This window comes from Pseudomonas sp. GW821-FHT09A09 (assembly GCF_059418405.1).
Window position 1 is genome coordinate 13,587 of the sequence record NZ_JBWKPU010000050.1, and the last position, 23,565, is coordinate 37,151.

Genomic DNA, 23,565 nt, shown 5'->3' on the forward strand with positions numbered 1-23,565 from the left:
TTGGCGATGTGAAGCTGCGGTCATCCCGTTTCCAACGAGCTAACCGCGATGCCCACCCACACTCGAATTCGTATGTTCAACACCCGGGAAACCTACCCCAACCAAAGCCTGGACAACGACCTGTCCCAGGCCGTGCGCGCCGGCAACACCATTTATGTGCGCGGCCAGATCGGCACCGATTTCGACGGCAACCTGGTGGGTCTCGGCGACCCGCGTGCCCAGGCCGAACAGGCGATGAAAAACGTCAAGCAACTGCTGGAAGAGGCGGGCTCCGACCTGTCGCACATCGTCAAGACCACCACCTACCTGATCGACCCACGCTACCGCGAGCCGGTGTACCAGGAGGTGGGCAAATGGCTCAAGGGGGTGTTCCCGATTTCCACCGGGCTGGTGATCTCAGGCCTGGCCCAGCCGGAATGGTTGATGGAAATCGATGTGATCGCCGTGGTCCCGGATGGCTGGCAGCCTGAATGAATTGGAGTACGCCATGAGCCACCGTGTGATGTTCCTCAACGGGCCGAACGCCAACCTGTATGGGCTGGATAAAAACGGCACCTACGGCAGCGAGAGCTTTGCCAGCATCGAAGCGCGCTGCCAACGCCACGCCGTTGAATTGGGCCTGACCCTGGACTTTCGCCAGAGCAACCACGAGGGCGTGCTGGTGGACTGGGTTCAGGAAGCGCGGCTGAACAGCGACGCCATCGTGATCAATGCGGCCGGGCTGACCTACAGCTCGGTGCCGATTCTCGATGCGCTGCTGGCGTTCGACGGGCCGATCATCGAAGCGCACATGAGCAATATCTGGAAGCGTGAGAGCTTCCGGCACCACTCCTTTATATCCAAGGCCGCCACCGGCGTGATCGCCGGGTTGGGGGCGCTGGGTTACGAACTGGCCCTCAGCGCTGTGGCCCAGCTGCTCCACGAACGCCAAACCACCACCGAGCCCCTGTAGGAGCCGGCTTGCCGGCGATGGCGTTGGGTCAGCCAGCCCATCCATTAACTGGGAGACCGCTATCGCCGGCAAGCCGGCTCCTACAGTGACATTCGGGGCTGCAGACAAACCTTTACCTTTCGGGAAACGCCTATGTCCGTCGAAACAATCAACACCCTGGTGGTCGGCGCAGGCCAGGCCGGGGTTGCCATGAGTGAGCACCTGTCCCTGATGGGCGTGCCGCACATCGTGCTGGAACGCCACCGCATCGCCGAACGCTGGCGCTCGGAGCGCTGGGACTCGTTGGTCGCCAACGGCCCGGCCTGGCACGACCGCTTTCCCGGGTTGACATTCGAGGGCATTTCCCCCGAAGCCTTTCCCCCCAAAGAGCGCATGGCCGACTACTTCGAAGCCTACGTCGACAAACTGCAGGCGCCGGTGCGCACCGGTGTCGAGGTGCAGCAAGTGGAGCGTCATGTGGGTCGCCCTGGCTTCAAGGTCACGACCTCGGCCGGTGTCATCGAAGCCACCAACGTAGTCGCGGCCACTGGCCCGTTTCAGCGCCCGTCTATCCCCGCCCTCGTCCCGGCGTCGGCACCGCTGTATCAATTGCACTCCTCTTCCTACAAGAACCCTGGCCAATTGCCCGAGGGCGCGGTGCTTGTGGTGGGGGCCGGCGCCTCCGGCTCACAGATCGCCGAAGAACTGCAAAAAGCCGGCAAGACCGTGTACCTCTCGGTGGGCGAACATTACCGCCCTCCCCGCGCCTACCGTGGCCGCGACTACTGCTGGTGGCTGGGTGCGCTGGGCTTGTGGGACGAAGTCAAAATCCAGCCAAAAAAGAAGCACGTCGCTTTTGCCGTCAGCGGCTATGAAGGTGGCAAGACCGTGGACTTCCGTCGGCTGGCCCATCAAGGCATTCACTTGGTCGGCGTCACCCAAGGCTGGGACGCAGGCGTGATGACCTTTGCCCCAGGCCTGGCCGATAACGTGGCCGAAGGGGACCGTGCGTATTTCGAAGTGCTGCGCGACGCTGACGCGTACATCGAGGCCAACGGCTTGCCCTTTCCCCTGGAGCCCGAAGCCTGGGACCTGCTGCCCGATCCGCCATGCCTACTCAATCCGATCCTGAGCCTGGATTTGGCCGAGGCTGGCGTGACCACGATCCTGTGGGCCACCGGCTTCACGTTCGATTTCGGCTGGTTGAAAGTCGATGCCTTCGACGAAAAAGGCGAGCCGTTCCATAAGCGCGGGATCTCGGCCCAGAGCGGGATTTATTTCCTGGGCCTGCCGAACCTGGTGAACCGCGCCTCATCATTTATCTATGGGGTGTGGCACGACGCGAAGTACGTGGCCGACCATATCGTCTTGCAGAATGAATACAGGGCATACCGCCAGTCCTGAACGGGACTGGCGGTCTACCGCACCGACTCAAGCACGCTTGGGCAGTTTCCAGTTTGGGCGTATGAAGTGGCAGGTATAGCCGTTGGGGATGCGTTCCAGGTAATCCTGGTGCTCCGGCTCCGCTTCCCAGAACGGCCCGGCCGGTTCAATTTCAGTGACCACGCGGCCTGGCCACAGTTTGGAGGCATCGACGTCTGCCGCAGTGTCTTCGGCGATGTCGCGCTGCTGTTCGCTGAGGTAATAAATCGCGGAGCGGTAGCTGGGCCCCAGGTCATTGCCCTGGCGGTTCGGCGTGCTGGGGTCGTGTATCTGGAAGAAGAACTCGAGGATCTGCCGATAGCTGATCACGGCCGGGTCAAACACGATCTCGATCGCTTCCGCGTGGTTGCCGTGGTTGCGGTAGGTGGCATTCGCCACCTCGCCACCGGTGTAGCCGACGCGTGTGTGCAGCACGCCGGGGTAGCGCCGCAACAGGTCCTGCATGCCCCAGAAGCAGCCGCCTGCGAGAATGGCGGTTTCAGTTGTGTTGGTCATGGTCTGTTACCTCGATGGATACAGGCGTAGTTATGGGGCTGTGTGGGCCAAACCCAAGCCCCGGGCGTCGGTTTCACGCTGACCGGCCGGCCTTGATAGCTACTACATTCTTTCGCGGCGGGGCGCCGAACAGCCGTTTGTATTCGCGACCAAACTGGTTGGCACTTTCATAACCGACCGTTAAAGCAGCCTGGATCACATCATAGTGTTCCACCAGCATCAGGCGCTGGGCTTCATCCAGGCGTAGACGTTTTTGATATTGCAGCGGGCTGAGGGTCGTGACTTCTTTGAAATGCTTATAAAGCGTTGAAGGCGCCATATTCAACCGCGCGGCCAACTGATCCACCTGCAGTGTTTCCCGATAATGTTCACGCAGCCAGATAACCGCCTGATCAATCTTATTACTCTGAGAACCCAGCGTATTTAAAAGGCGAAGTTGATGACCAAAAGGGGTCATGAGCAATCGGTAGTGAATTTCCCGATGGATCAATTCGCCCAGCGCCTTCGCCTGATCGGGTTTATCCAGCAATTCAAGCAACCGCAAAAAAGCATCGAGCAATTCCGGGTTGAGCCCTTGCACCGCTGCGCCGACAGCGGTGTCGACACCGTACTCCAGGGGCGGTGGAAGTTTGGCAGCCAACTCGGCCATCAAGGCTCGATCAAGCGCCAGCGACATCGACAGGTAGGGTTGCTGTGGGGTCGCCTCCACCAGGCAGCTGGTGACGGGCATGTTCACCCCGGCGATGAAGCAGGTGTGCTCACCGAAAGAAAGGTCCTGGATGCCGATACGCACCCACTTCTTCCCTTGTACCGCGACGATGAGGATCGGGTCGTAGAAATGCGGTGTGGCCGTATCGGAGTGGTCATAGCGGTGGAGGGTAAATCCGTCTATCGACGTTGGGAAACGGCCTGCCTCCGGGAGCAGTTCGAGCAGCGTTTCCCTGAGCGCTCTGCAGCCCTCTCCAAATGTATAACGAGCGTACTTCACCAACGATGACCTCCGACGCAGGAATGCGGGAATCATGCGCCGTCGTTATAGGGCACTCAATGTTTTTAGGGTGTATAGAGAATCAGGCAGCAACCCTGGAGAAACGTGACTATTGCAACGCTCCAGCTCATGGAAACATAGGCAATTGCAACGACACTCCCTACTCAAGCCCTCCCCCACTTCGGTAATTATCATGCCAAGCAATGTCATTGAACGTAAAACCTACGCAGCCCTTCCGCCCGCTGTCGGGCCTTATTCCCACGCAGTGAAACATGGCAACACGCTCTACCTGTCCGGCTTCACCGCCTTCGGCACCGAAGCCCAAGGCCAGAGCCTGGAAAAACAGGCCAACGCCATCCTGGAACAGATCAAAGCGGTGGCCGCCGACGAAGGCACCGACATGTCCTCACTGCTGAAGGTCACCCTGTTCATCACCGACTTCAGCCAGGTGGGCGACCTGCGCAAGGTGCTGGCACATCACTACGCAGGAAACCTGCCGGCCAGTTCCTTGGTTGAGGTCTCCAAGCTGTTTTCCCCAGAGTTGAACATCGAGATCGAGGCCATTTTCGGGGTGTAAGGGCCACGAGACTCGCGTGCCAAACTCACGCGGGTCCTCTACCCAAGCAGATCGCTTCCCTGCATGATGCGCCAACAAAAAATCAAGGATGATTAACAACAATGAAAAACCCCCTTATCGCCCTGCTTCTGCTGTGCGTGACCGCCCCCGCACTTGCGCAGGAAAGCCCCATCGGTTTTCGCACCGCCACCCTGCCTGACGCGCAACACAACCGCCCCGTCGACATGGTGGTCTGGTACCCCGCCGCGACCCAAAGCCAGCCCGAGCCGATCGCCGATGACGCAGTCTTTATCGGTGCCCTTGCCGTACCCGACGCACCACCGGCCAGCGGTGAACATCCCCTGGTGGTGATCTCCCACGGTTACGGCGGCAATTGGCGCAACCAGCTGTGGCTGGCCAGCGCCCTGGCGCATCAGGGCTATATCGTGGCGGCGGTCAACCACCCCGGCACCACCAGCAAAGACCGCAGCCCTGCTGCCGCCGCGCAGTTGTGGCAGCGGCCTGCCGACCTGAGCCGCGCCATCGACGCGGTGCTGGCCCAACCCAAGCAATTTGGCGAGGTCAAAAAACAGCAGATTGCCGTGGCAGGCCATTCCCTCGGCGGCTGGACTGCACTGGAAATTGCCGGCGCCCGTTTCGACCCGGACCTCTTCACCCGCGATTGCAGCGTCCACACGAAACTAAGCCCTTGCACGGTCTACACACAGATGAACCCTGCCGGCACGCCAGAGGGCAAGGCCAAACTGGCGGCAGACTTGAGCGACAAGCGTGTGACCGCCATTGTGTCCCTGGACCTGGGCCTGTCTCGCGGCATGACCGACGCAAGCCTGGCGGCGCTGCACGTGCCGGTATTGGTGCTGGCCGCAGGCGTGCCATCAGACGAACTTCCCGCCCAGTTGGAATCGGCCAACCTGGCCAAACGCCTGCCCAAGGCCTCGACCCAGTACGTCGAAATCAGTGATGCCACCCACTTCAGCTTCATGGCGATATGCAAGCCGACGGCCGTGGCGTTGATCGAGGAAAGCTCGCCAGGCGACGGCATCATTTGCGGCGATGGCGAAGGCGCTCGCCCACGGGCAGTGATCCAGCAACAAGTCACTACCCTGATCAGCGGGTTTCTCACGCAGTCTTTTCGCCATTAACCGCCCGTTCAGGCGTGTTGCTTTAAGCCTCGGCGTAGGGATTACTGTAGGTCGACTCTACTGCCGAGGTGACATGCGATGTTCGAACTGGCCCCTATTCTCACGTATATCGCCGTGGTCATCGGCCTGTTCCTGATCCCGGGCCCTGCGGTGCTGCTGGTCATCACCCGCACGCTGCAGGGCGGACGCAAGGCCGGTATCGCCACCGGGCTTGGGATTGCGACCGGCGACCTGATCCATACGCTGTGTGCTGCCCTGGGCCTCTCGGCGATCCTGATGACCTCGGCCACGGCGTTCAACGTGGTCAAAACGGTGGGCGCCTGCTACCTGATTTACCTGGGCGTGCGGGCGTTCCTCGCCCGGCCCGGCGCAACCTCACAGAAGCACCTGCCCAGCGTGACCTCTGGCCAGGCGTTCTTGCAGGCCGTGGGCGCAGAAGTCCTGAACCCGAAAACCGCCCTCTTCTTCCTGGCCTTCCTGCCGCAGTTCGTTCACCCGGAATCAGGCTCCTCCCTGACGCAGTTCGCCGTGCTGGGCCTGATTTTTTCGGCGCTCAGCGCGGTGTACACCAGCCTGATTTCCATCGCCATCCGCCCACTGAGCCAATGCTTTGCCAGCCTGTCCAAACTGCGTCGGTGGGAAGGCAAGATCATCGGTACGCTGTTCATGGGGCTGGGGTTGAAGATTGCTTTTCAGCAACGCTAGACCTATGGCTTCCACCCCAAAGAAACGCCTATGCAAAGAGAAACGCATCACATACGATGCATTTAGAGATATTCTCATTAAATGCATTGCATAGGATGCATATTTAAATGGATGACTTAGGTCCCTTGATCAAACGCCTGCGCCAAGCCGCCGGGCTCACGCAAAGCCAACTCGCGGAGCGACACGGTATGAGCCGCGCGACCATTTCCGGGATCGAGAACAATACGGTCCCTGAAATCGGGATTCGCAAGGTCGCCGCCATCCTGGAAGGCTTGGGGTACGAATTGACCGCTGTGCCAAATCGTCGACGCAAAACGCTCGATGAACTCAAGGCAGGAAACGTGCATGAGTAAGCCACGTGATCGGCTGTACATCGGCGCAGGGGAAGCAGCGGCGGGAATACTGGGGCGCAGTGCGCAAAACAGCCGCGACGCTGTGTTCTCGTATAACCCGGGCGTTGCCGAAAAAGACGCGGTGTCCCTGACCATGCCGGTGCGCCTGGAGAGCTACAACTGGGAATACGGCATCCATCCGCTGTTTGAAATGCACATCCCCGAGGGGCATCTCAAAGAAGCGCTCGTGCGACGGTTCAGCAAGTCTGTGCGCGGTTTTGACGACTTTGCGCTACTGGGAATTGTCGGGCCGCACCAGTTAGGTCGCATCAGCGTGACCCACGCCAGCGGCGACGAATCACTGCCCCAGATCGTGCTCTCCGACTTGCTGATCCATGACGGCGCGAAAGATCTGTTCGACGAGCTGGTAAACACGTATGCCGCCTACTCTGGGGTTTCCGGCGTTCAACCGAAGGTCCTTGTACGCAGCGCTGAAGCACTGGGCAACGATGTTGAGCGATTCACCCACCGGGGCGCCACGCACCTGGTGAAAGCGTTCAACGAAACCGACTTTCCGCAGTTGGCGGCCAATGAGTTCTTCTGCATGCGCGCGGCCTTTCACACGGGCCTTGAAGTGCCGGAGTGCCAACTAAGCCAGCACGGTAAATTGCTGGTGGTGAAACGCTTCGACATTGGCGAAAACGCTTACCTCGGGTTTGAGGACATGTGCGTGCTTTCCGGTTGGGGCACCGTCAAGAAGTACGACGGCACCTACCAAGGGTGCGCGAAGATGATCAAGTCTTACGTCTCCCCCCACCGCGTCACTCAGGCACTGGAAGATTTCTTCATGATGGTGGCGCTGTCGGCCGGCATCCAGAACGGTGACGGCCACCTGAAGAATTTCGGCCTGCTCTACGAGGATTGTGCCGAAGAGGCCGACATCTGGCTCGCCCCCGCTTACGACCTGGTGACCACCACTGTGTATCAGACCAACGACATCATGGGACTGCTGCTGGGCGGGTCAAAAGCCTGGCCGAAACGCAAGATGCTGGTCCAGTTCGGGCGCAGCTCGTGCAACCTGACCGAAGCGCGCTGCAACGCGTTGCTGGGCAGGGTGAGCCACGGCATGCATCGCGCGCTGGCTGAGCTTTCCGAGTATCGAATCTCTCATCCTGAATTCGATGACGTAGGGGAAAAGATGACCGCTGCCTGGACGGCAGGGCTGGAGAAAAGTATTGAGCCCCCTGATGTTCAAGGGTAGCGGGAGACCCGGCCACCTTTCGGCGCCGGGTCTTCCCACTGACGATCAGAACGGCTTGGTCGGCAGGTACTTGCCATCCAGGGTGATCACTGCACGGGAACCGCCTTCCGGGTCATCGACTTTCTTGATGTCGAGCTTGAAGTTGATCGCGCTGATGATGCCGTCGCCAAACTTCTCGTGCACCAGGGCCTTCAGCGTAGTGCCGTAGACCTGCAGCATTTCGTAGAAGCGGTAGATGGTCGGGTCGGTCGGCACGCCGTTGCCGAGGCTGCCGCGCAATGGGATGGTTTGCAACAGGGCCACCGCGTCGGCGTCCAGGCCCAGGATGTCGGCGACGGCCTGAGCAGCATCGGCCGGCAGCGGGTGCTGGCCCAGCAAGGCGGCGGTGACGAAGGCTTCGGACAGGCCGGTGCCCTCGGCGATCTGGGCGAACGACAGGTCTTTGCGGGCCTTGGCCAACAGGATCACGTCGGTCAGGGCAAGGCGGCTGTTCTGGCTGATTTGTGACTGGATCATGGCGTTATCTCCTGGGGTAAAAATCGTCTTGGGGTTAATGCGAAACGGCGCGTACATCCGGGTTTTCGGCCAGGGACACAAACGTGCCGGTGCTGCCGTCAAAGGCCTGGATGCAGCCGCTTTCGATGTCGTAGACCCAGCCGTGCAGCGCCACACGCTTCTCTTCAAGGGCAAGGCGCACCGAAGGGTGGGTCTGGAGATTGGCCAGCTGCGCGATCACGTTCTCACGCACCATTGAAGCCACTTTGGCCTGCGGGTCTTGATGCTTGCGCGCTTCGTTCACCACCCGGCCCGAGTCGGCATAGCGTAGCCAACTGGCCACGGCGGGCATGTGATCCAGGCACGTGCAGCTGGCGATGGCGGTCATGGCGCCGCAATCGGAATGCCCGCAGATCACAATGTCGCGCACTTGCAGGGCCGCCACGGCGTACTCCACCGAGGCCGACACACCGCCTGGCTCCGGGCCGTAGGACGGCACGATATTGCCGGCATTGCGGATGACAAACAGGTCGCCTGGCTCGCGTTGCGTGACCAGCTCCGGCACCAGCCGGCTGTCCGAGCAGGAGATGAACAGCGCACGCGGGCTCTGTTGCGTGGCCAGGTCCTTGAACAGCGTGGCGCGCTCGGGGAACGCGTCACGCTGGAACCTGAGAAAACCGTCGATGATGTCTTTCATGGGGTAACTCCCTTGGATCGCGATGCGATGAAGCAGAGGTTACGTAGCCCATGAAATAAGGTAAAAGTCTGATATATGATCAACCGCATCAGATAATCTTATGAGTAATGGCATGCTGGCTCGACACATTCACTACTTCCTCGCCGTGGCCCAGCACGAAGGTTTCACCAAAGCGGCGGCGGCCCTGCATGTGTCGCAGCCTGCACTGTCGCAGCAGGTCCGGCAGCTGGAAGAAAGCCTGGGCGCGCAGTTGTTCGACCGTTCAGGGCGCAAGACACGCCTGACCGACGCCGGCGAGGTTTACATGCGCTATGCGCTGCGGGCCGCGCAGGAACTGCAGGAGGGCCAGCGCGCAATCCATGACGTGGGCGACCTCAGCCGAGGGGCGCTGCGGGTGGCGGTCACGCCCACCTTCACCAGCTACCTGGTGGGGCCGCTGGTGGAAGCGTTTCACCGGCGCTATCCGAACATCACGCTGAACGTGCGTGAAGTGGCCCAGGACGCCATGGAACACCAACTGCTGGCCGACGAACTGGACGTGGGCATCGCCTTCGACGAAGCACACGCCCCGGATATCGACGCCGCGCCCTTGCTGGTGGAAACCCTCGCCCTGGTGGTCGGCCGCCAACACCTCTTGGCCACCGAGCGCGCCATCGGGCTGGATGCGCTGAACGCCGAATCACTGATCCTGCTCAGCACCGAGTTCGCCACGCGCGAACAGATCGACCGCTATTGTCGCCAGCACGGCATTCGCCCACGCGTGGTGATGGAGGCCAATGCCATTGGCGCGCTGATCGAAGTGGTGCGCAGGACCACGCTGTCAACCGTACTGCCGGCCGCGATTGCGCAGGCGCACCCGGACCTGGTCGCGATAGAGCTGGGGCCGCAGCAACTGCAACGCACGGCGGTGCTGATGCAGCGCAGAGGGGGGTATCAGTCGGCGGCAGCGCGGGCGTTTATCGCAGTCGCGAATGACGTGGCGACGGGGCTGGAAGCCTAAACCGTACCTGTCAGGGCTGGCGATCGCTTGCAGCCTGGGCCAGCAGCCACTCCCGAAACGCCTTCACCTTGGCAAGGTCAGCCACTTCGGGCCGGTGCACGATGTAGTAAGCGAACGCCAGCGGCCGGCTGGCTTCACCAAAAGGCCGGACCAACCGCCCCGCTTGCAGGTCATCGCGCAACATCACGCTGCGTCCCAGCGCCAGCCCCTGGCCGTCAATCGCCGCTTGAAGCACCGCCGCCGAGTTGTTGATGCGCAGGCCGTGCTCGGCATTGACCCCGGGGAACCCCGAGGCGTCGAGCCAGGTGCGCCACGTCGGGTAGTGGGGGTCGCCTGCCATCGACAGGTCGTGGATCAACGTTGCCTCGGCGAGTCTTTCCAGTGGTAAACGGCCCTGCTCCAGCAGCGGATAGGTGGGCGCACACACCGGGTACAGGTCCTCGTCCATCAATGGGGTGGCGACCAGCCCAGGCCAGTGGCCGGCGCCATAGCGCACACCGATGTCCATGCCTTCGGCGATGAAATCCACCGGTCGCAGGTTGGTGTCCAGCAGCACATCGGTCTGCGGATGGGCACGCTGGAAATGTTCGATACGCGGCAACAACCACTTGGCCGCGAACGCCGGGCTGACCGTTACCGTAAGCCCTGTGCCGAGAGCGCCCTCCTTCAACCGCGCCACCCCCAGGCGCAAGCGATCAAACCCCTCGCGGATATCCGGCAATGCCTGGCGCGCCACCTCGGTGAGCACCAGGCGCGCAGCGCCGCTGGACGCACGCGTGAACAACGGCACGCCAAGCCAGGATTCCAGGGTTCGCACCTGCTGCCCCACCGCTGCCGAGGTCACGTGCAATTCTGCTGCGGCCGCTGAAAAACTCTGGTGCCGGGCAGCCGCTTCAAAGGCTCTGAGTGCATTAAGGTAGGCGGGCGTATTCATCGTTAAAGTTTTTCTTTAGTAGGCGGCAATGAATTCTGGTTTGTGAGCAGTGTTGCCCGGGGCGAAGAATAGCAGCCATGGACACAGTAGATCAGCTTCGATAGCGATGAACCGTTCAGGCACTTTTTCTTTTACACCCCACAGGACACTCTCAACATGAAAAGATTTTCTTCCAAGGTTGCCATTATCACCGGCGGCGGTTCGGGTATCGGCAAAGAAGTCGCACAACGCCTGGTCGCCGAAGGCGCCAGCGTGGTGATCAGCGGCCGCGATGGGGACAAACTTGAAAAGGCCGCCGCGCAGATCGACCCCAGCGGCCAGTACGTTCGTACCCTGGCGGCAGACATCGCCAAGCCCGCGACCGCCAAAGCGCTGGTGGAACTGGCCACCAGCGCGTTCGGCGGCGTGGACATCCTGATCAACAACGCCGGCGTCTTTAACCCAAAACCCTTCCTGGAGCTGGATGAACACGCGTACGACGGCTTCGTCGATATTATCCTCAAAGGCAAATTCTTCATGGCCCAGGCGGCGGCCCAAGCCATGTTGAAACGCGGCGGCGGCGCCATCGTGCAAACCGGCTCGCTCTGGGCGTTGCAAGCCATTGGCGCCACACCGTCGGCGGCCTATTCAGCAGCCAACGCCGGTGTGCACGCCCTGACCCGTAACCTGGCGATTGAACTTTCGTCCTCGAACATTCGCATCAACACCGTGGCGCCGGCTGTGGTGGAAACGCCGGTGTACAACACGTTCATGGACAGCGAGCAGGTCAAGGCCGTGCTGCCCACCTTCAATGCCTTCCACCCCCTGGGCCGCAACGGCCAGCCGGCCGACGTTGCCGAAGCCATCCTGTTTTTGGCCTCGGAACAAGCGGCGTGGATCACCGGCACCGTGCTGCCAGTGGACGGCGGCGTCACAGCGGGCCGCATCTGATCATCGCTCCCCCGGGAACACCCGCCACCGCCAAACAGGTGCGTTCGGCGGTGGCTTGCGCGATACTCGCCCGCCCCCACACCGAGGCGGCGCGAGTGATCATGGACAGGCCCTCAACTACCCTTTTCGCCTACCAGGCGGTGTACCGCTACCTCGTCGAGTTGATCGCGGCCAGCCCGTCACACTCTGAACATAAGCTGCCATCGCTGCGCCAACTGGCCCAGCGCCTGGGCGTGTCGGTCTCGACCACCAAATACGCGTACGCCTTGCTCGAAGACGAAGGGCGGATCATCGCCCGGCCCAAGTTCGGTTACTTCATCAAGGCAGCACCCTCCCCGCTCCCGCAAGACGATACCCCCAGCCTGCTCGACCAGGCATTCGCCCAGGCGCGCATGCCTGGGATGATGGCCTTGAGCAGCGATGCACCGGCAATGCTGTTGTCACTCGAAAAACCCTTGCTGATGATCGAGCGCGAGCTGGCGCGGCAATACACGCGGGCGCCCTCGCCGCCCTACCTGCCATTCGGCGAGCCCGAATTACGCGGCGCATTGGCCGAGCGTTACACCCAGTCGGCCGAGCGTTATTGGCAGGCCGACCAGGTGTACATCGGCTCCGACCTGCACAGCGTGCTGAACCTGGCACTCAACGCCCTCGAGCTGGCCGGCACGGTGGCGCTGGTGGAGTCGCCCTGTTCGTGGGCAGTGCTGCGGCAGTTGGAGGCGGCGAATATCCGTGTGATCGAAATGCCGCTGGGCGCTGATGGGCGCTTCGATCTGGCCGCCTTCAATGAACGGCTCACACATGAGCCCATTCGCCTGGCCGTGCTGTCATCCACGGTAAACATGCCCCACGGCAGCCGGATGCCTGCCGAGGACAAGCAGCAGATCTGCCAGTGGCTGGCGGAACGCTCTATCTGGCTGTTTGAAAACGACACCTACGGCGAGCTGTATTTCGACGCACCGCCTCCCCGTTACCGCGACTTCGCCGACCCGCAGAGACTGTTGGTGTTCTCAACCTTTGAAAAGGTGATCGGCGCAGAAGCGCCCTTCGGTTACCTGTTATGCCGCGAACACGGCGCACGGTTGCGCGAGTTGTTCCTGGCGCGGGGGTTTCGCCTCTCGCCGATTCGCCAAAAGGCGATCGCCCGGCTGTTCACCACCCAGCGCATCGACGCGCATCTGAAGGCACTGCGGGCCCAGTTGATTGCACGCATGAATGAGATGAACACTTTGCTGCACGCACAGGGCAACGGCCTATGGGAGGTGATGGCACCACAGGGCGGCGCGACCTTCTGGCTCAAGGCAACACGCCCGGTGGACATGCGCCGGGTATTCGACCAACTGTTGGCCCGGCACATCGTCATCGCCCCCGGCGAACTCTTCAGCCGGCAAGGGCATTGGCCGTACCACCTGCGCCTGAGCTACACCCTCGACTGGAGCAAGGATGTCGCCCAGGCCATCAGGCAACTGGCCGACGCGATCCGTCACAGCCCGTAGCAATGCCGCGCTTCAGGAAAACGACCTTGGCGCACCTCGTCGGCAAACCGCTCACAGGCGTCACGAATCACCGCACCGACGTCGGCGTACTGTTTGACGAAACGCGGCACGTGATCGCCGCCCAGGCCCAGTACATCCTCAGTCACCAGCACCTGACCGTCGCAGGCCGGTGACGCCCCAATGCCAATGGTGGGCATGGCCGAATCCAGGGTGATCTGCCGGGCCAGGCCTTCCGCCACGCCTTCGAGTACCACGCTGAAGGCGCCCGCCGCCAGGTTGGCCCGCACGTCTTCGGCAATCACCGCGCCGGTGTGTGCCGTGAGGCCCTGGGCCTTGAAACCGCCCATCACGTTGACGAACTGCGGCATCAGCCCCACATGGGCCATCACCGGAATACCCCGTGCCACCAAAAACTCGACGGTGCCTGCCAACGCCTGGTTGACCTCCAGCTTCACCGCATCACAACCGGTGCGTGCCAACACCTGGGCACAGTTGCGAAAGGCTTGCTCACAGGACTCCTGATAACTGCCAAACGGCATGTCGGCCACCACACACGCCAGGCGCGTGCTGTCGACCACCGCCCGAGTGTGGCCGATGATTTCTTCCAGTTGCATGCTCAAGGTCGACGCCCGGCCGTAGCCGACCATGGCCGTGGAATCGCCCACCAGGATGAAATCCACCAGCGGGTCGATCAGCCTGGCAATCGGGCTGGAATACGCGGTGAGGGAGACGATTTTCTGCTGGCCCTTCATGGCGACCAATTGAGGGACGGTCATGCGTTTGGTGCGGGTATGGGTGCTCATTGAAGTCTTCCGTTTACGCGGGTTGATCAAGGCTTACCCGGCCTGATTATTGGCCAAACGCAGCGTGATTCAATGCACAGATCGGCGCTAAAAAGCGACCCAGGCAGATAGGCCCCGGTGCGGGGCGCCAACTGATATCATCGCGCCCATTACCCGCCGGATAGATCACCATGAACCGCCAGAAAAAACTCCAGCAGCTCTTCAAGGCCAAGGCCAAGAAGGCCAGCGCCAAATTGGCGCCGAAAAGCAAGGACCGCTACATCAGCAAGGCCGACCGCGCGAAGCTGGCGGCCGAAGCCGATCAAGCACCCACGACCGCCTCTGACGCGAACGACTGAACGGCACGCAGGATTCGCCCCCGCTCGCGTGCCCCCTCCCCTTACTTCGCGAACAGCTGGCTCATGTCCTTGAACGCCTTGAACTCCAGGGCGTTGCCACAGGGGTCGAACAGGAACATGGTGGCCTGCTCGCCGACCTGGCCCTTGAACCGCACGTAGGGTTCGATGACGAATTGAGTCTCACGTGCCCGCAACCGATCGGCCAGCGCTTCCCATTGTTCCCAGTGCAGGATGATGCCGAAATGCGGGACCGGCACATCGTGGCCATCCACCGGGTTGGAGTGCACCGACTCCTGGGAGTGGGTCTTGGGGTGTTCGTGGATCACCAATTGATGGCCGTAGAAATCGAAGTCGACCCATTGCGCGCTGGAGCGGCCTTCGGAGAGGCCGAAGACGTCGCCGTAGAAGTGACGCGCGGCGGCCAGGTCATACACGGGAATCGCTAGGTGGAAAGGAGAAAGGCTCACGGTTGCTACCTGCTGGTTCGGTTATTCAGAACTCGATTCTTCACCAGAAAGACCGGGGGATAAAGCGCATATCCTTGGTCCTGAGCCTCAAGAATTTTGATGCTCGCCCCCTATTGGGGCGCCTCCAGCACACTGATGACGCACGAACGGAATAAGTCGAAGAGTGGCAGTTGGCGCTGGGTGTACTTGGTCAGCAGCACGATTTCGCGGAAAAACGTTAGTTTGTCCAATCGCAAAACCCGCACGTCGCTGTCATGTTCCAGCCATAACCCGGCCAAGGGCACCAGGGACACGCCGAGGCCGCTGCGCACCATCTTGACGATGGCGTCCAGCTCATCCAGTTCCAGCGCCAGTTGGGTCTGGATCTTTTGCTCCTTGAGGAACTGCGTCACCTGGCGCCCGCCGAACGAGCCCCGGTCGTAGCGCACAAAGGGTTGCTCGCGCAGGATCTGCAACGGGTCATCGCCCGGCACGTCGTTGGCGGTGATCAACACAAACGGCTCGCGGGCGATGACTTCAACGTTGAGGTCTTTGGGCAGGTTAAACGGCGGGTTGATCATGATCGCCAGGTCCAGGTCACCGGCGTCGACCTGGCTGAGCAGGTTCAACGAAACGCCGGGCACCAGGCTGACTTCGATAAACGGCGCACGTTGCTTCAGGGCTACCAGCGCCTCTGGCAAGAGGCCGGTCTGCACGCTGCCGATGGCGCCGATGCGCAACGAACCCTGGAAGTTGTTGGCACTGTCGGGGGTGCCCATGCGCGAGAAGATATCGAGGATCTCTTCCGCCAGTGGCACCGCCCGCTGCCCCGCCGCGTTGAGGGTGGCGGAGCGTCCGGTGCGGTCGAACAGCTTGACCCCCAGGGCGTCTTCAAGGTGCTTGATCTGCGCGCTGACCGCCGATTGCGTCAGCCCCACTTGCTGGCCTGCGGCCGCAAAGGTGCCCTTGCGCGCCGCGCATACGAAGGTTCGCAGTTCTCGAATCATCCAGGCACCCTGTGGTTGAAGGTTCAGCAGCCGCTTAAGGCGACCTGCGGCCGCTCGCCGGCAAAAAAGAACGGGCGCAGGCGCACGCCCACGCTGTTGCCAATGAACGCGGCCACCAGCCACACCCAGCCATGCAGGCTGCCCGAGGCGATACCGCTGAAGTACGCGCCAATGTTGCAACCATACGCAAGGCGCGAGCCATAGCCGAGCAGCAGGCCACCGATCACCGCGGCCACCAGCGAGCGTGCGGGGATTTTAAGACTCGGCGCAAAACGCCCAGCCAGGCCTGCCGCCAGCAGCGCGCCGAGCACGATGCCGATGTCCATGACGCTGGTGATGTCTTCCCACACCGGCGCGGCCAGGGCCTTGGCATTGCCCGGCATTTGCCAGAACGCCCAACTGGCCACGTCGACGCCCAGGCCGCTCGCCACCTTGGCGCCCCACAGCGCGAACGCCGAGGTGATGCCCCACGGGCGACCGGCCAGGGCTAGGGTCGCGTAGTTGAGCAACGCCAGGCCAATCGCGCCCCACACCAACGGCCACGGGCCACGCAGGAAGCGGCGCAGGCCAGTGTGTTCACTGGTGACACCTGCTTCCAGCTGGCCGTGACGGGCTTTTTCCAGGCGTACCGTGATCACCGCGATCAGGGCAAATACGGTGAGGCTCAGGCCCATGGCCGGCGCCACGCCGAAACTCTTGACGATGGAAATCGCCGGGAACGCCGGCAATGAAAACCACCAGTCCACGTGGTGGGTGGCGATCAACGAACCGCAGATAAAGAAGAACAGCGTCACCAGCATGCGCGCATTACCGCCGCCCACCGTGAACAGGGTGCCCGACGCACAGCCGCCGCCCAACTGCATGCCGATGCCGAAGATAAACGCACCAAACACCACCGACACCCCGGCCGGCGCCACCAGCCCGACCACCGGCTGGCCGAACAAAGTGCCGGCGCCCAGTGCCGGGAAGAACAGCAGCACCGCCACCGCGAGCATCACCATTTGGGCGCGCAAGCCGGCGCCGCGCCGATCATTGATGAACACCCGCCACGCCGAGGTGAAGCCGAAGGCCGCGTGGTAAAGGGTCAAGCCCAGCGCCGCACCGACCACCAGCAACAACACCTGGTGCGCGCCAACGCTGGTTTGCAGGAACACGGCGCCAAGCACCAGGAAGATAAAGGCCACCAACGGCGCGACGGGCTTGCGCGCGGGGGCGATGGGAAGAGAGGTGCTCATGGGGTTCTCGGTTCGTGTGAATGGGTGGGTTGCGAGGGGGGCAAGTATAAACCGCGAGGTGGCGCCAGCCTTGGTTTATTGGCCCCGGATGACGCGCCAGGGTTTATGAAGAAAATTTAATACAGCCAAACTGTACAGTTTTCCTGCGCGGGTGCTACGGTTCAGGCATGACCGACTCTTCTGTAACGTCCGCCCACGACTCCGCCGCCCTGGCCGCGGCACTGCGCATTTCCCTGGGCAAACTCAGCCGCCGCCTGCGCGAACAGACCCACGCCAACGATTTCACTTCGGCGCAAAAGTCCGTGTTGCTGCGCCTGGACCGCGACGGCCCGGCCACCGTGTCCGCCCTCGCCCGCGCCGAAAGCGTGCGCCCGCAATCGATGCGCATCACCGTGGCGGGGCTTGAGGCCATGCAGGCCGTCAGTGGCCAGCCAGACCCCAGCGATGGCCGACAAACCCTGATCACCCTGACGCCCGCCTTGCGCAAACACCTGACCGAGAGCCGCGCCGCCAAAGACGACTGGCTGCTGCGCGCGCTGCACGAACAACTGTCGCCCCAGGAACAAGATGAACTCGCCGCTGCGGTGAAACTGCTGGAGCGTCTCGCCGATTTTTGACCGACCTGCTTTAAGAGGTGCCTGACCATGCAATGGCTTGACCTGCTGTCCTACTTTTTTGGTGGCGTGTTCCTGGCGAATGCCGTGCCGCATTGCGTCAGTGGCGTGAGGGGCGAAGCGTTCCAGACGCCCTTTGCGCGGCCCCGTGGTGAAGGCTTGTCGTCGTCGACGGTGAATGTGCTGTGGGGCTTTTTCAACCTGCTGGTCGCCTACCTGTTGCTTAGCCGCATCGGTGAGTTCGACCTCAAGCACACCAGCCACCTGCTCGCGCTCGGGCTCGGCGCGCTGTTGATGAGCCTGTTCATGGCGCGGCACTTTGGCCGTTTCCACGGTGGCAACACGCCGCAGCCGTCATGAGTTTCCTTGGTACCTTCCGCTCCCTGCGCAGCGTCAACTACCGCATCTGGGCCGCTGGCGCGCTGGTGTCGAATATCGGCACCTGGATGCAGCGCACGGCCCAGGACTGGCTGGTCCTCACCCAACTGACGCCGCACAACGCGTCGGCCGTGGGCATCGTCATGGCCTTGCAGTTCGGGCCGCAACTGCTGTTGCTGCCCTGGACCGGTTTTGCCGCGGACCACTACGACCAGCGCAAAATGCTGATCGTGACCCAGGCGGTCATGGGCCTGCTGGCACTGACGTTGGGCGTGCTGACTGTCACCGGCCTGGTGCAGTTGTGGCAGGTGTATGTGTTCGCGTTTTTGTCCGGCTGCGCGTCGGCATTCGATGCGCCGGTGCGGCAGATCTTCGTCGCCGAACTGGTGGCCGAGAAGGATTTGTCCAACGCCATCGCGCTCAACTCCACCTCGTTCAACATGGCGCGCATGATCGGCCCGGCCGTGGCCGGCGTGACGATTGCGTCGGTGGGCACCGGCTGGGCATTCCTGCTCAATGGTTCGAGTTTCTTTGCGGTGCTGGTGTCGCTGTTTTTCCTGCGGGTCTCGGGCCAGGCCACTAAAGTGCGGGCGCTGCGCACCAAGGGCAGCCTCACCGAAGGCATTCGCTACGTGTGGGCACGGCCGGACCTGAAGGCGATCCTGTTGATGCTGTTCCTGATCGGCACCTTCGGCATGAACTTCCCGATCTTCATCTCGACCATGGCCGTCAGCGTGTTCCACGCCGATGCACGCGGCTATGGCTTGCTCACCTCGACCTTGGCCATCGGTACCATCGCCGGCGCCCTGCTCGCTGCCGGGCGCGAGCGGCCGCAGTTCAAATCGCTGCTCAGTGGCGCGGCCGTGTTCGGCGTCGGCTGCACCCTGGCGGCACTGGCGCCCAACTACTGGACCTTCGCAATTGCGCTGGTGATCATCGGCGTCGGTGCGATGACCTTCAGCAACACCACCAACAGCTTGATGCAGCTCACCACCGAACCGCACATGCGCGGCCGGGTGATCGCCTTGCGGGTCGCCGTCGCCCTCGGCGGCACCCCCATCGGCGCGCCCATCGTCGGCTGGGTCGCCGACCACCTGGGCCCGCGATGGGCGCTGGCCGTCGGCGCGGTGTCAGGTATCCTTGCGGTGGCGGTGGCGATCTATACCTTAAGACGCCAGTTGGACCGGCCAGCTTCTGCGATCGAAGCAGTCACAAAATGAGAGGCGCAGTAACCCCTTGGCCAAAGACATCGAAAACCCGTGCATTTCCATCTGCCAGCTCAGCGGCGACCTCTGCGTCAGTTGCGGGCGCAGCAAGGACGACATCCGCAAATGGAAACGCATGAAACGCCCCGAGAAGATGGCCGCCGTACAACGGGCGACCCAACGTCTGAAGGCGTTGAAAAAGTCCAAATAACGGTCAGGTACGCCCGACCGATCCCGACACCGGAAGGTTGCCGAGCAACTTGAGCCCGGTGCTCTTCACAAACGTCTCGTAATCCATCGGCTTTTGAATGCGCGTCTCGGCGTTGGGCAACACATAGGCCCAGGCGCGTTTGCTTGAAGCGTCATACACCAGCTTGAACAGGCGCGTCGGCACCCAGACCTGATTGTCGCCGATGGTGCCGTAGCCGGCATCGAACAGTGGCCCGGTAAACACATACACGTCGCCGCCGGCACGCACGGCGAACTTGCGCACGTCGGCCTCGACCTTGCTCCAGATCTTGCGGTTGTTGGTCGGGTCCTGGGGCACCATGTTCGACAGCGCAAAGGACTGGGCCATGGCGTTGGCATTCGGTGCATCAGCGGCCGGGGACTGGTGGCCACGGTCCATGTGCTGGGCGCGGTAGTCGCTCAACTCGGCGCGGCCGCCCTTGGGGATACGCGGGTCGGCATAAAACTGGTTGGTGCGCTCTTCGCCCTTGGCGTCTTTCAACTTGGCGGCGTTCAGGCGTTCGACCACCACCAGCGGTGTCTTGCTGGTTTGCGAATAGAGCACGGCGAAGTGATCGGAACACAACGCCAGCGGTTTCATGCTGGCCGGTACGGTGGCGGTGTTGATGGGGTTGGCGGCGGGAAATAGGTCGGCGCAAGCGTCGAACGACAGGCGTTTTTCCTGCGGGGAATACAGGTCGGGCAGGCTGCGGGCGCTGACCCCGGTGGAGAGCAAAACAAGGGCGGACAGCCCAACGGCAATTTTGCGGAGGTGCATGCATTAATTCTTCGAAGGGGAATGAAGCGGCAGGCTCCGCGGTGCGGAGCCAAGTGGATGATATTGCGGGAATTATTGACAAGGCATTGTACGATTAGTGCCCGAGAGCTGTAGGTTTTCCTACCGCTCGCGCACCCGGCTTGAACCCATGGCTGCGCGCGCCCCAGGCAATCGCAAACGACACACCGATCAACAGCAGCATCGCCCACGGAAACGACGCGACGCCCCAGGTATCCAGCAACACCCCGCCCACCACACCGCTGCCAGCGATGGCGCTGTTCCACGCCACCACGTTCAACGACAACGCCACATCCGCGCCGTCGCCCGCCGCGTCGGCCAGGGCGGTTTGCAGCAGGGTCGCGGCACCGCCGAAGCTCAGGCCCCACACGGCGATCCCGAGGTAAATCACCTGGGGCACGTTGCCCAGCAAGCCGAACAACACACTCACCGCCGCAAAGGTCGCCAGGCTCACCAGCACGGTGTTACGCAGCAACGGTTCGACCAGCCTGGCGGTCAGCCAGATCCCGGCCAGCGCGGCGATACCGAACACCAGCAGCACCAGGTCGACCCGCTCCGCCAACCCTGCAGGCGCCACGAACGGCGCGATGTAGGTGTACAGAATGTTGTGCGCCAGCATCCAACTGATCACCACCGCCAGCACCGGCCGCACGCCAGGCGTGGTCAGTACTTTGCCCAGGGACAAGCGCTGGTGCGCAGCCTGTGGCGGATAGTCCGGCACCTTCACCAGCACCCAGAAGATCAGCCCCAACGTCAGCGCCGACATCAGGCCAAAGGTGGTGCGCCAGCCCACCAGACCACCGAGCCAGGTGCCCAACGGCACGCCCAGCGACAGCGCTATCGGCGTGCCGACCATCGCCAGCGCCAACGCCTTGCCCTGTTGATGGGGCGCGACCATGCGCCGGGCATAACCGGCCAGCAGGCTCCACGCCAGCCCCGCCGCTACACCGGCAAAGAACCGCGCCACCAGCGTCACGCCGTAATGGGACGACAGCGCCGTGATGGAGTTGAACAGCAGAAACCCGACGATGGTCAGCAGCAACACATTGCGCCGGCGCCAGCCACGGGTGGCGATGGTCATGGGGATCACCGCCAGCACCGAGCCCAGGGCGTAGGCGGTGACCATCTGCCCGGCCATGGACGGCGAAATCGCCAGGCCATCGCTGATCAACGGCAACAGGCCCGCAGGCAGGGTTTCGGTGACGATGCAGATGAAACCGGTCATCGCCAGGGCAAGCAAGGCGCCAATGGGCAAGCGATCGGACGAAGCCGACAAGGTGATTGAGGGGGTCACGGTAAGCTCCTAAGGCAGACTTAAATACTGATCGATACAAATGTTGCAGGCGCACACGGCGCGTTGTCAACGACTTATGTATCGACTAGTATTTATCTCGTTTTCCACCGGAGATCGGTAATGGCAACCATGGGCCGCCCCCGCAATTTCGACCGTGACCAGGCCGTCGACCAGGCCTTGCACCTGTTCTGGCAACACGGATACGACGCCACGTCCCTCGCTCAACTCAAGGCCGGCCTGGGTGGCGGCATTTCCGCGCCAAGCTTTTACGCCGCGTTCGGCTCCAAGGAGGCGCTGTTCGATGAATGCGTGCAGCGCTATCTGGCGACCTACGCCCAAGTCACGGAATGCCTGTGGGACGAAACCCTGGCACCGCGCCAGGCCGTTGAAACCGCGCTGCGCCAGTCGGCCCGCATGCAGTGTGAAGATGGTCACCCAAAAGGCTGCATGGTGGCCTTGGGCGTGATGAGCGCCCCAAGCCCGGAGAATGCGCGGGTGGCCGATGCGTTGACTCAGTCGCGGGCACGAACCCGGGCGGGCATCGTGGCGTGCATCGAACGGGCAGTGAACGCGGGGCAATTGCCGGACACGCTCAACGTAGCGGCGATGGCGACGGTGTTTGACAGCTTTTTGCAGGGCGTTTCGATTCTGGCGCGGGATAACGTACCGCATGCAACCATCAATGCGGCGATCAGTCAGCTCCTACTGACATGGGACATTGCCGCCTCTACGGCGCCGCCCACTCGTCACGACACGCCATCAGGAAATCCACAAACGCCCGCACCCGATGGGGCACATAACGCCCATGGGGATACAGCAACGTAAACGGTCGCGACCGGCCGCCGAAGGGTTTTAGCACCTCCACCAAACTGCCGTCGGCCAGCTCCTGCTCGACGATGAACTTGTAGGTCTGAAACAACCCGGCCCCGTGCTTGGCCAGGGTTACGCCGCCCAGCACATCGTCGGAGCAACTGTAGCCCGCCTCCCCCGCATACTCCTGATCCTTGCCGTCCACCTGGAACAGCCATGGAATGCGCCGGCCATTGCTCGGTAACTCGTACTGGATGCATTCGAACCCGGGCAAGTCCTCCAACGTCTGCGGTACACCAGCACGCCGCAGGTAGGACGGAGCGGCGACCACCACCAGTTCGGCGTCTTCCAGCAGGCGTGCGATCAGCGATGAATCCGGCTGGGCACGTACACGCACGGCCAGGTCGTAGCCTTCGGCGACGAAGTCGATGTTGCGGTTGCTGATATGGATGTCCACGCTGACGTGCGGGTACAGCGCGCGGAATGTCGGCAGCAAAGGCAGCAAGCGATGGTGCGCATAGGTGGTGGGGATACTGATGCGCAACAGACCGGACGGCACGGACTGCGCGCCCATCACTTCCTGTTGTGCCTCCACCAGTTGGCCCAGGGCCTGGCGGCACTGTTCGAAGAACGTACGGCCGCTGTCGGTGAGACGGATGCTGCGCGTGGTGCGCACAAACAGGCGCGAGCCCAGGCGCTCTTCCAATCGCGAGACGCTGCGGCTCACTGCTGCCGGCGTGACACCCGCCACCTGCGCGGCGGCGGTGAAACTGCTGGCTTCGGCGGCGAGGCAGAACAACTCGATGCTGCCCAGCTGCAAGTCTTCGAAATGGCGCTTCATGAGTGACACCGGCTACACGACGATTGAGGCGCTGATGATCCTGCCCAACGGCCCTTCACCACAAGGGCCTGAATCAGTTTGTAGTGAGCGGGCTTGCCCCGCGCTGCGGTGTGTCAGGTACCTCATGTGTATCTGACACACCGC

29 protein-coding genes are annotated in these 23,565 nt (G+C 62.3%); 17 read left to right on the plus strand and 12 right to left on the minus strand.

The window, feature by feature from the left end; translation table 11 throughout:
- Positions 1-48 precede the first annotated feature (48 nt).
- The 3 genes from AC07OV_RS28225 to AC07OV_RS28235 all read left to right on the plus strand — a co-directional run bounded on the left by AC07OV_RS28225 (position 49) and on the right by AC07OV_RS28235 (position 2,335).
- Positions 49-474 (plus strand): RidA family protein, encoded by a 426-nt coding sequence (locus AC07OV_RS28225; protein WP_495093439.1) that lies wholly within the window; start codon positions 49-51, stop codon positions 472-474.
- A 13-nt stretch (positions 475-487) separates the two neighbouring features.
- A complete protein-coding gene (locus AC07OV_RS28230; protein WP_495093440.1) occupies positions 488-952 on the plus strand; it encodes a type II 3-dehydroquinate dehydratase in 465 nt (154 codons plus the stop codon).
- Positions 953-1,084: 132 nt separating this feature from the next.
- Positions 1,085-2,335, plus strand: coding sequence for a flavin-containing monooxygenase (locus AC07OV_RS28235; RefSeq protein WP_495093441.1), 1,251 nt, complete (start codon positions 1,085-1,087; stop codon positions 2,333-2,335).
- A gap of 27 nt (positions 2,336-2,362) precedes the next feature.
- Here the strand turns inward: AC07OV_RS28235 and msrA are convergent, their stop codons facing one another.
- Together msrA and AC07OV_RS28245 are read right to left on the minus strand one after the other, a co-directional pair.
- A complete protein-coding gene (gene msrA, locus AC07OV_RS28240; protein ID WP_495093442.1) occupies positions 2,363-2,869 on the minus strand; it encodes a peptide-methionine (S)-S-oxide reductase MsrA in 507 nt (168 codons plus the stop codon).
- A gap of 73 nt (positions 2,870-2,942) precedes the next feature.
- Positions 2,943-3,893 (minus strand): AraC family transcriptional regulator, encoded by a 951-nt coding sequence (locus AC07OV_RS28245; protein ID WP_495093443.1) that lies wholly within the window; start codon positions 3,891-3,893, stop codon positions 2,943-2,945.
- A gap of 157 nt (positions 3,894-4,050) precedes the next feature.
- Here AC07OV_RS28245 and AC07OV_RS28250 point away from each other — a divergent pair, with 157 nt between their 5' ends.
- From AC07OV_RS28250 to AC07OV_RS28270, 5 genes are all read left to right on the plus strand, one after another.
- Entirely contained in the window at positions 4,051-4,434 is a 384-nt protein-coding gene (locus tag AC07OV_RS28250) for a RidA family protein (protein WP_176998652.1), read from the plus strand.
- Positions 4,435-4,535: 101 nt separating this feature from the next.
- Complete coding sequence (locus tag AC07OV_RS28255) at positions 4,536-5,576, plus strand: alpha/beta hydrolase family protein (protein WP_495093444.1); 1,041 nt, start codon at positions 4,536-4,538, stop codon at positions 5,574-5,576.
- A 78-nt stretch (positions 5,577-5,654) separates the two neighbouring features.
- Positions 5,655-6,281, plus strand: a complete 627-nt coding sequence (locus tag AC07OV_RS28260; RefSeq protein WP_495093445.1) for a LysE family translocator — start codon at positions 5,655-5,657, stop codon at positions 6,279-6,281.
- A gap of 107 nt (positions 6,282-6,388) precedes the next feature.
- On the plus strand, positions 6,389-6,634 hold the full coding sequence (locus AC07OV_RS28265; protein ID WP_494997426.1) for a helix-turn-helix domain-containing protein: 246 nt from the start codon (positions 6,389-6,391) through the stop codon (positions 6,632-6,634).
- On the plus strand, positions 6,627-7,874 hold the full coding sequence (locus tag AC07OV_RS28270; protein ID WP_495093446.1) for a type II toxin-antitoxin system HipA family toxin: 1,248 nt from the start codon (positions 6,627-6,629) through the stop codon (positions 7,872-7,874). Before AC07OV_RS28265 ends, AC07OV_RS28270 begins: the two co-directional genes overlap by 8 nt.
- 45 nt (positions 7,875-7,919) lie before the next feature.
- On the opposite strand, the gene cynS is transcribed toward AC07OV_RS28270, so the two are convergent.
- Together cynS and AC07OV_RS28280 are read right to left on the minus strand one after the other, a co-directional pair.
- On the minus strand, positions 7,920-8,390 hold the full coding sequence (cynS, locus tag AC07OV_RS28275) for a cyanase (RefSeq protein WP_259173837.1): 471 nt from the start codon (positions 8,388-8,390) through the stop codon (positions 7,920-7,922).
- 34 nt (positions 8,391-8,424) lie between these two features.
- Positions 8,425-9,066, minus strand: a complete 642-nt coding sequence (locus AC07OV_RS28280; protein WP_494997423.1) for a carbonic anhydrase — start codon at positions 9,064-9,066, stop codon at positions 8,425-8,427.
- Between the two features lie 112 nt (positions 9,067-9,178).
- On the opposite strand from AC07OV_RS28280, the gene cynR reads away from it, so the two are divergent.
- Entirely contained in the window at positions 9,179-10,066 is an 888-nt protein-coding gene (gene cynR, locus AC07OV_RS28285; protein ID WP_495093447.1) for a transcriptional regulator CynR, read from the plus strand.
- 10 nt (positions 10,067-10,076) lie between these two features.
- Here cynR and gcvA read toward each other — a convergent pair whose 3' ends face one another.
- Positions 10,077-11,000, minus strand: a complete 924-nt coding sequence (gene gcvA / locus AC07OV_RS28290; protein ID WP_495093448.1) for a transcriptional regulator GcvA — start codon at positions 10,998-11,000, stop codon at positions 10,077-10,079.
- 156 nt (positions 11,001-11,156) lie between these two features.
- Here gcvA and AC07OV_RS28295 point away from each other — a divergent pair, with 156 nt between their 5' ends.
- On the plus strand, positions 11,157-11,930 hold the full coding sequence (locus AC07OV_RS28295; RefSeq protein WP_494997420.1) for an SDR family NAD(P)-dependent oxidoreductase: 774 nt from the start codon (positions 11,157-11,159) through the stop codon (positions 11,928-11,930).
- A 101-nt stretch (positions 11,931-12,031) separates the two neighbouring features.
- Positions 12,032-13,426: an aminotransferase-like domain-containing protein gene (locus AC07OV_RS28300; protein WP_495093449.1), complete on the plus strand. Its 1,395-nt coding sequence runs from the start codon at positions 12,032-12,034 to the stop codon at positions 13,424-13,426.
- On the opposite strand, the gene panB is transcribed toward AC07OV_RS28300, so the two are convergent.
- The gene (gene panB, locus AC07OV_RS28305) at positions 13,414-14,229 is read right to left on the minus strand and encodes a 3-methyl-2-oxobutanoate hydroxymethyltransferase (protein ID WP_176998641.1); all 816 of its coding nucleotides are present in this window, start codon (positions 14,227-14,229) and stop codon (positions 13,414-13,416) included. The two genes, AC07OV_RS28300 and panB, sit on opposite strands and share 13 nt — an antisense overlap.
- A gap of 170 nt (positions 14,230-14,399) precedes the next feature.
- On the opposite strand from panB, the gene AC07OV_RS28310 reads away from it, so the two are divergent.
- The gene (locus tag AC07OV_RS28310) at positions 14,400-14,567 is read left to right on the plus strand and encodes a DUF2986 domain-containing protein (protein ID WP_259173868.1); all 168 of its coding nucleotides are present in this window, start codon (positions 14,400-14,402) and stop codon (positions 14,565-14,567) included.
- A 41-nt stretch (positions 14,568-14,608) separates the two neighbouring features.
- Here the strand turns inward: AC07OV_RS28310 and AC07OV_RS28315 are convergent, their stop codons facing one another.
- The 3 genes from AC07OV_RS28315 to AC07OV_RS28325 all read right to left on the minus strand — a co-directional run bounded on the left by AC07OV_RS28315 (position 14,609) and on the right by AC07OV_RS28325 (position 17,255).
- On the minus strand, positions 14,609-15,034 hold the full coding sequence (locus AC07OV_RS28315; protein ID WP_176998632.1) for a VOC family protein: 426 nt from the start codon (positions 15,032-15,034) through the stop codon (positions 14,609-14,611).
- A 110-nt stretch (positions 15,035-15,144) separates the two neighbouring features.
- Complete coding sequence (locus tag AC07OV_RS28320) at positions 15,145-16,020, minus strand: LysR family transcriptional regulator (RefSeq protein WP_495093450.1); 876 nt, start codon at positions 16,018-16,020, stop codon at positions 15,145-15,147.
- Positions 16,021-16,043: 23 nt separating this feature from the next.
- On the minus strand, positions 16,044-17,255 hold the full coding sequence (locus tag AC07OV_RS28325) for a YeeE/YedE family protein (protein ID WP_495093451.1): 1,212 nt from the start codon (positions 17,253-17,255) through the stop codon (positions 16,044-16,046).
- Positions 17,256-17,422: 167 nt separating this feature from the next.
- Between AC07OV_RS28325 and AC07OV_RS28330 the strand changes: the two genes are divergently transcribed.
- The 4 genes from AC07OV_RS28330 to AC07OV_RS28345 are packed head-to-tail and all read left to right on the plus strand — an operon-like array spanning position 17,423 to position 19,663.
- A complete protein-coding gene (locus AC07OV_RS28330; protein ID WP_495093452.1) occupies positions 17,423-17,872 on the plus strand; it encodes a MarR family winged helix-turn-helix transcriptional regulator in 450 nt (149 codons plus the stop codon).
- 27 nt (positions 17,873-17,899) lie between these two features.
- Positions 17,900-18,229 (plus strand): hypothetical protein, encoded by a 330-nt coding sequence (locus tag AC07OV_RS28335; RefSeq protein WP_495093453.1) that lies wholly within the window; start codon positions 17,900-17,902, stop codon positions 18,227-18,229.
- Positions 18,226-19,467 (plus strand): MFS transporter, encoded by a 1,242-nt coding sequence (locus AC07OV_RS28340; protein WP_495093454.1) that lies wholly within the window; start codon positions 18,226-18,228, stop codon positions 19,465-19,467. The genes AC07OV_RS28335 and AC07OV_RS28340 overlap by 4 nt, the downstream gene beginning before the upstream one ends.
- 16 nt (positions 19,468-19,483) lie before the next feature.
- A complete protein-coding gene (locus AC07OV_RS28345) occupies positions 19,484-19,663 on the plus strand; it encodes a DUF1289 domain-containing protein (protein WP_105695008.1) in 180 nt (59 codons plus the stop codon).
- A 3-nt stretch (positions 19,664-19,666) separates the two neighbouring features.
- Here the strand turns inward: AC07OV_RS28345 and AC07OV_RS28350 are convergent, their stop codons facing one another.
- Together AC07OV_RS28350 and AC07OV_RS28355 are read right to left on the minus strand one after the other, a co-directional pair.
- Positions 19,667-20,458, minus strand: a complete 792-nt coding sequence (locus AC07OV_RS28350; RefSeq protein ID WP_494997412.1) for a DNA/RNA non-specific endonuclease — start codon at positions 20,456-20,458, stop codon at positions 19,667-19,669.
- 94 nt (positions 20,459-20,552) lie between these two features.
- Positions 20,553-21,770 carry an MFS transporter gene (locus AC07OV_RS28355; protein WP_494997411.1) on the minus strand — a complete coding sequence of 406 codons (1,218 nt, stop codon included), beginning with the start codon at positions 21,768-21,770 and terminating at the stop codon, positions 20,553-20,555.
- A 120-nt stretch (positions 21,771-21,890) separates the two neighbouring features.
- Here AC07OV_RS28355 and AC07OV_RS28360 point away from each other — a divergent pair, with 120 nt between their 5' ends.
- On the plus strand, positions 21,891-22,595 hold the full coding sequence (locus AC07OV_RS28360) for a TetR/AcrR family transcriptional regulator (protein ID WP_495093455.1): 705 nt from the start codon (positions 21,891-21,893) through the stop codon (positions 22,593-22,595).
- On the opposite strand, the gene AC07OV_RS28365 is transcribed toward AC07OV_RS28360, so the two are convergent.
- Positions 22,498-23,421 (minus strand): LysR family transcriptional regulator, encoded by a 924-nt coding sequence (locus tag AC07OV_RS28365; RefSeq protein WP_495093456.1) that lies wholly within the window; start codon positions 23,419-23,421, stop codon positions 22,498-22,500. The genes AC07OV_RS28360 and AC07OV_RS28365 overlap by 98 nt on opposite strands.
- Positions 23,422-23,565 lie beyond the last annotated feature (144 nt).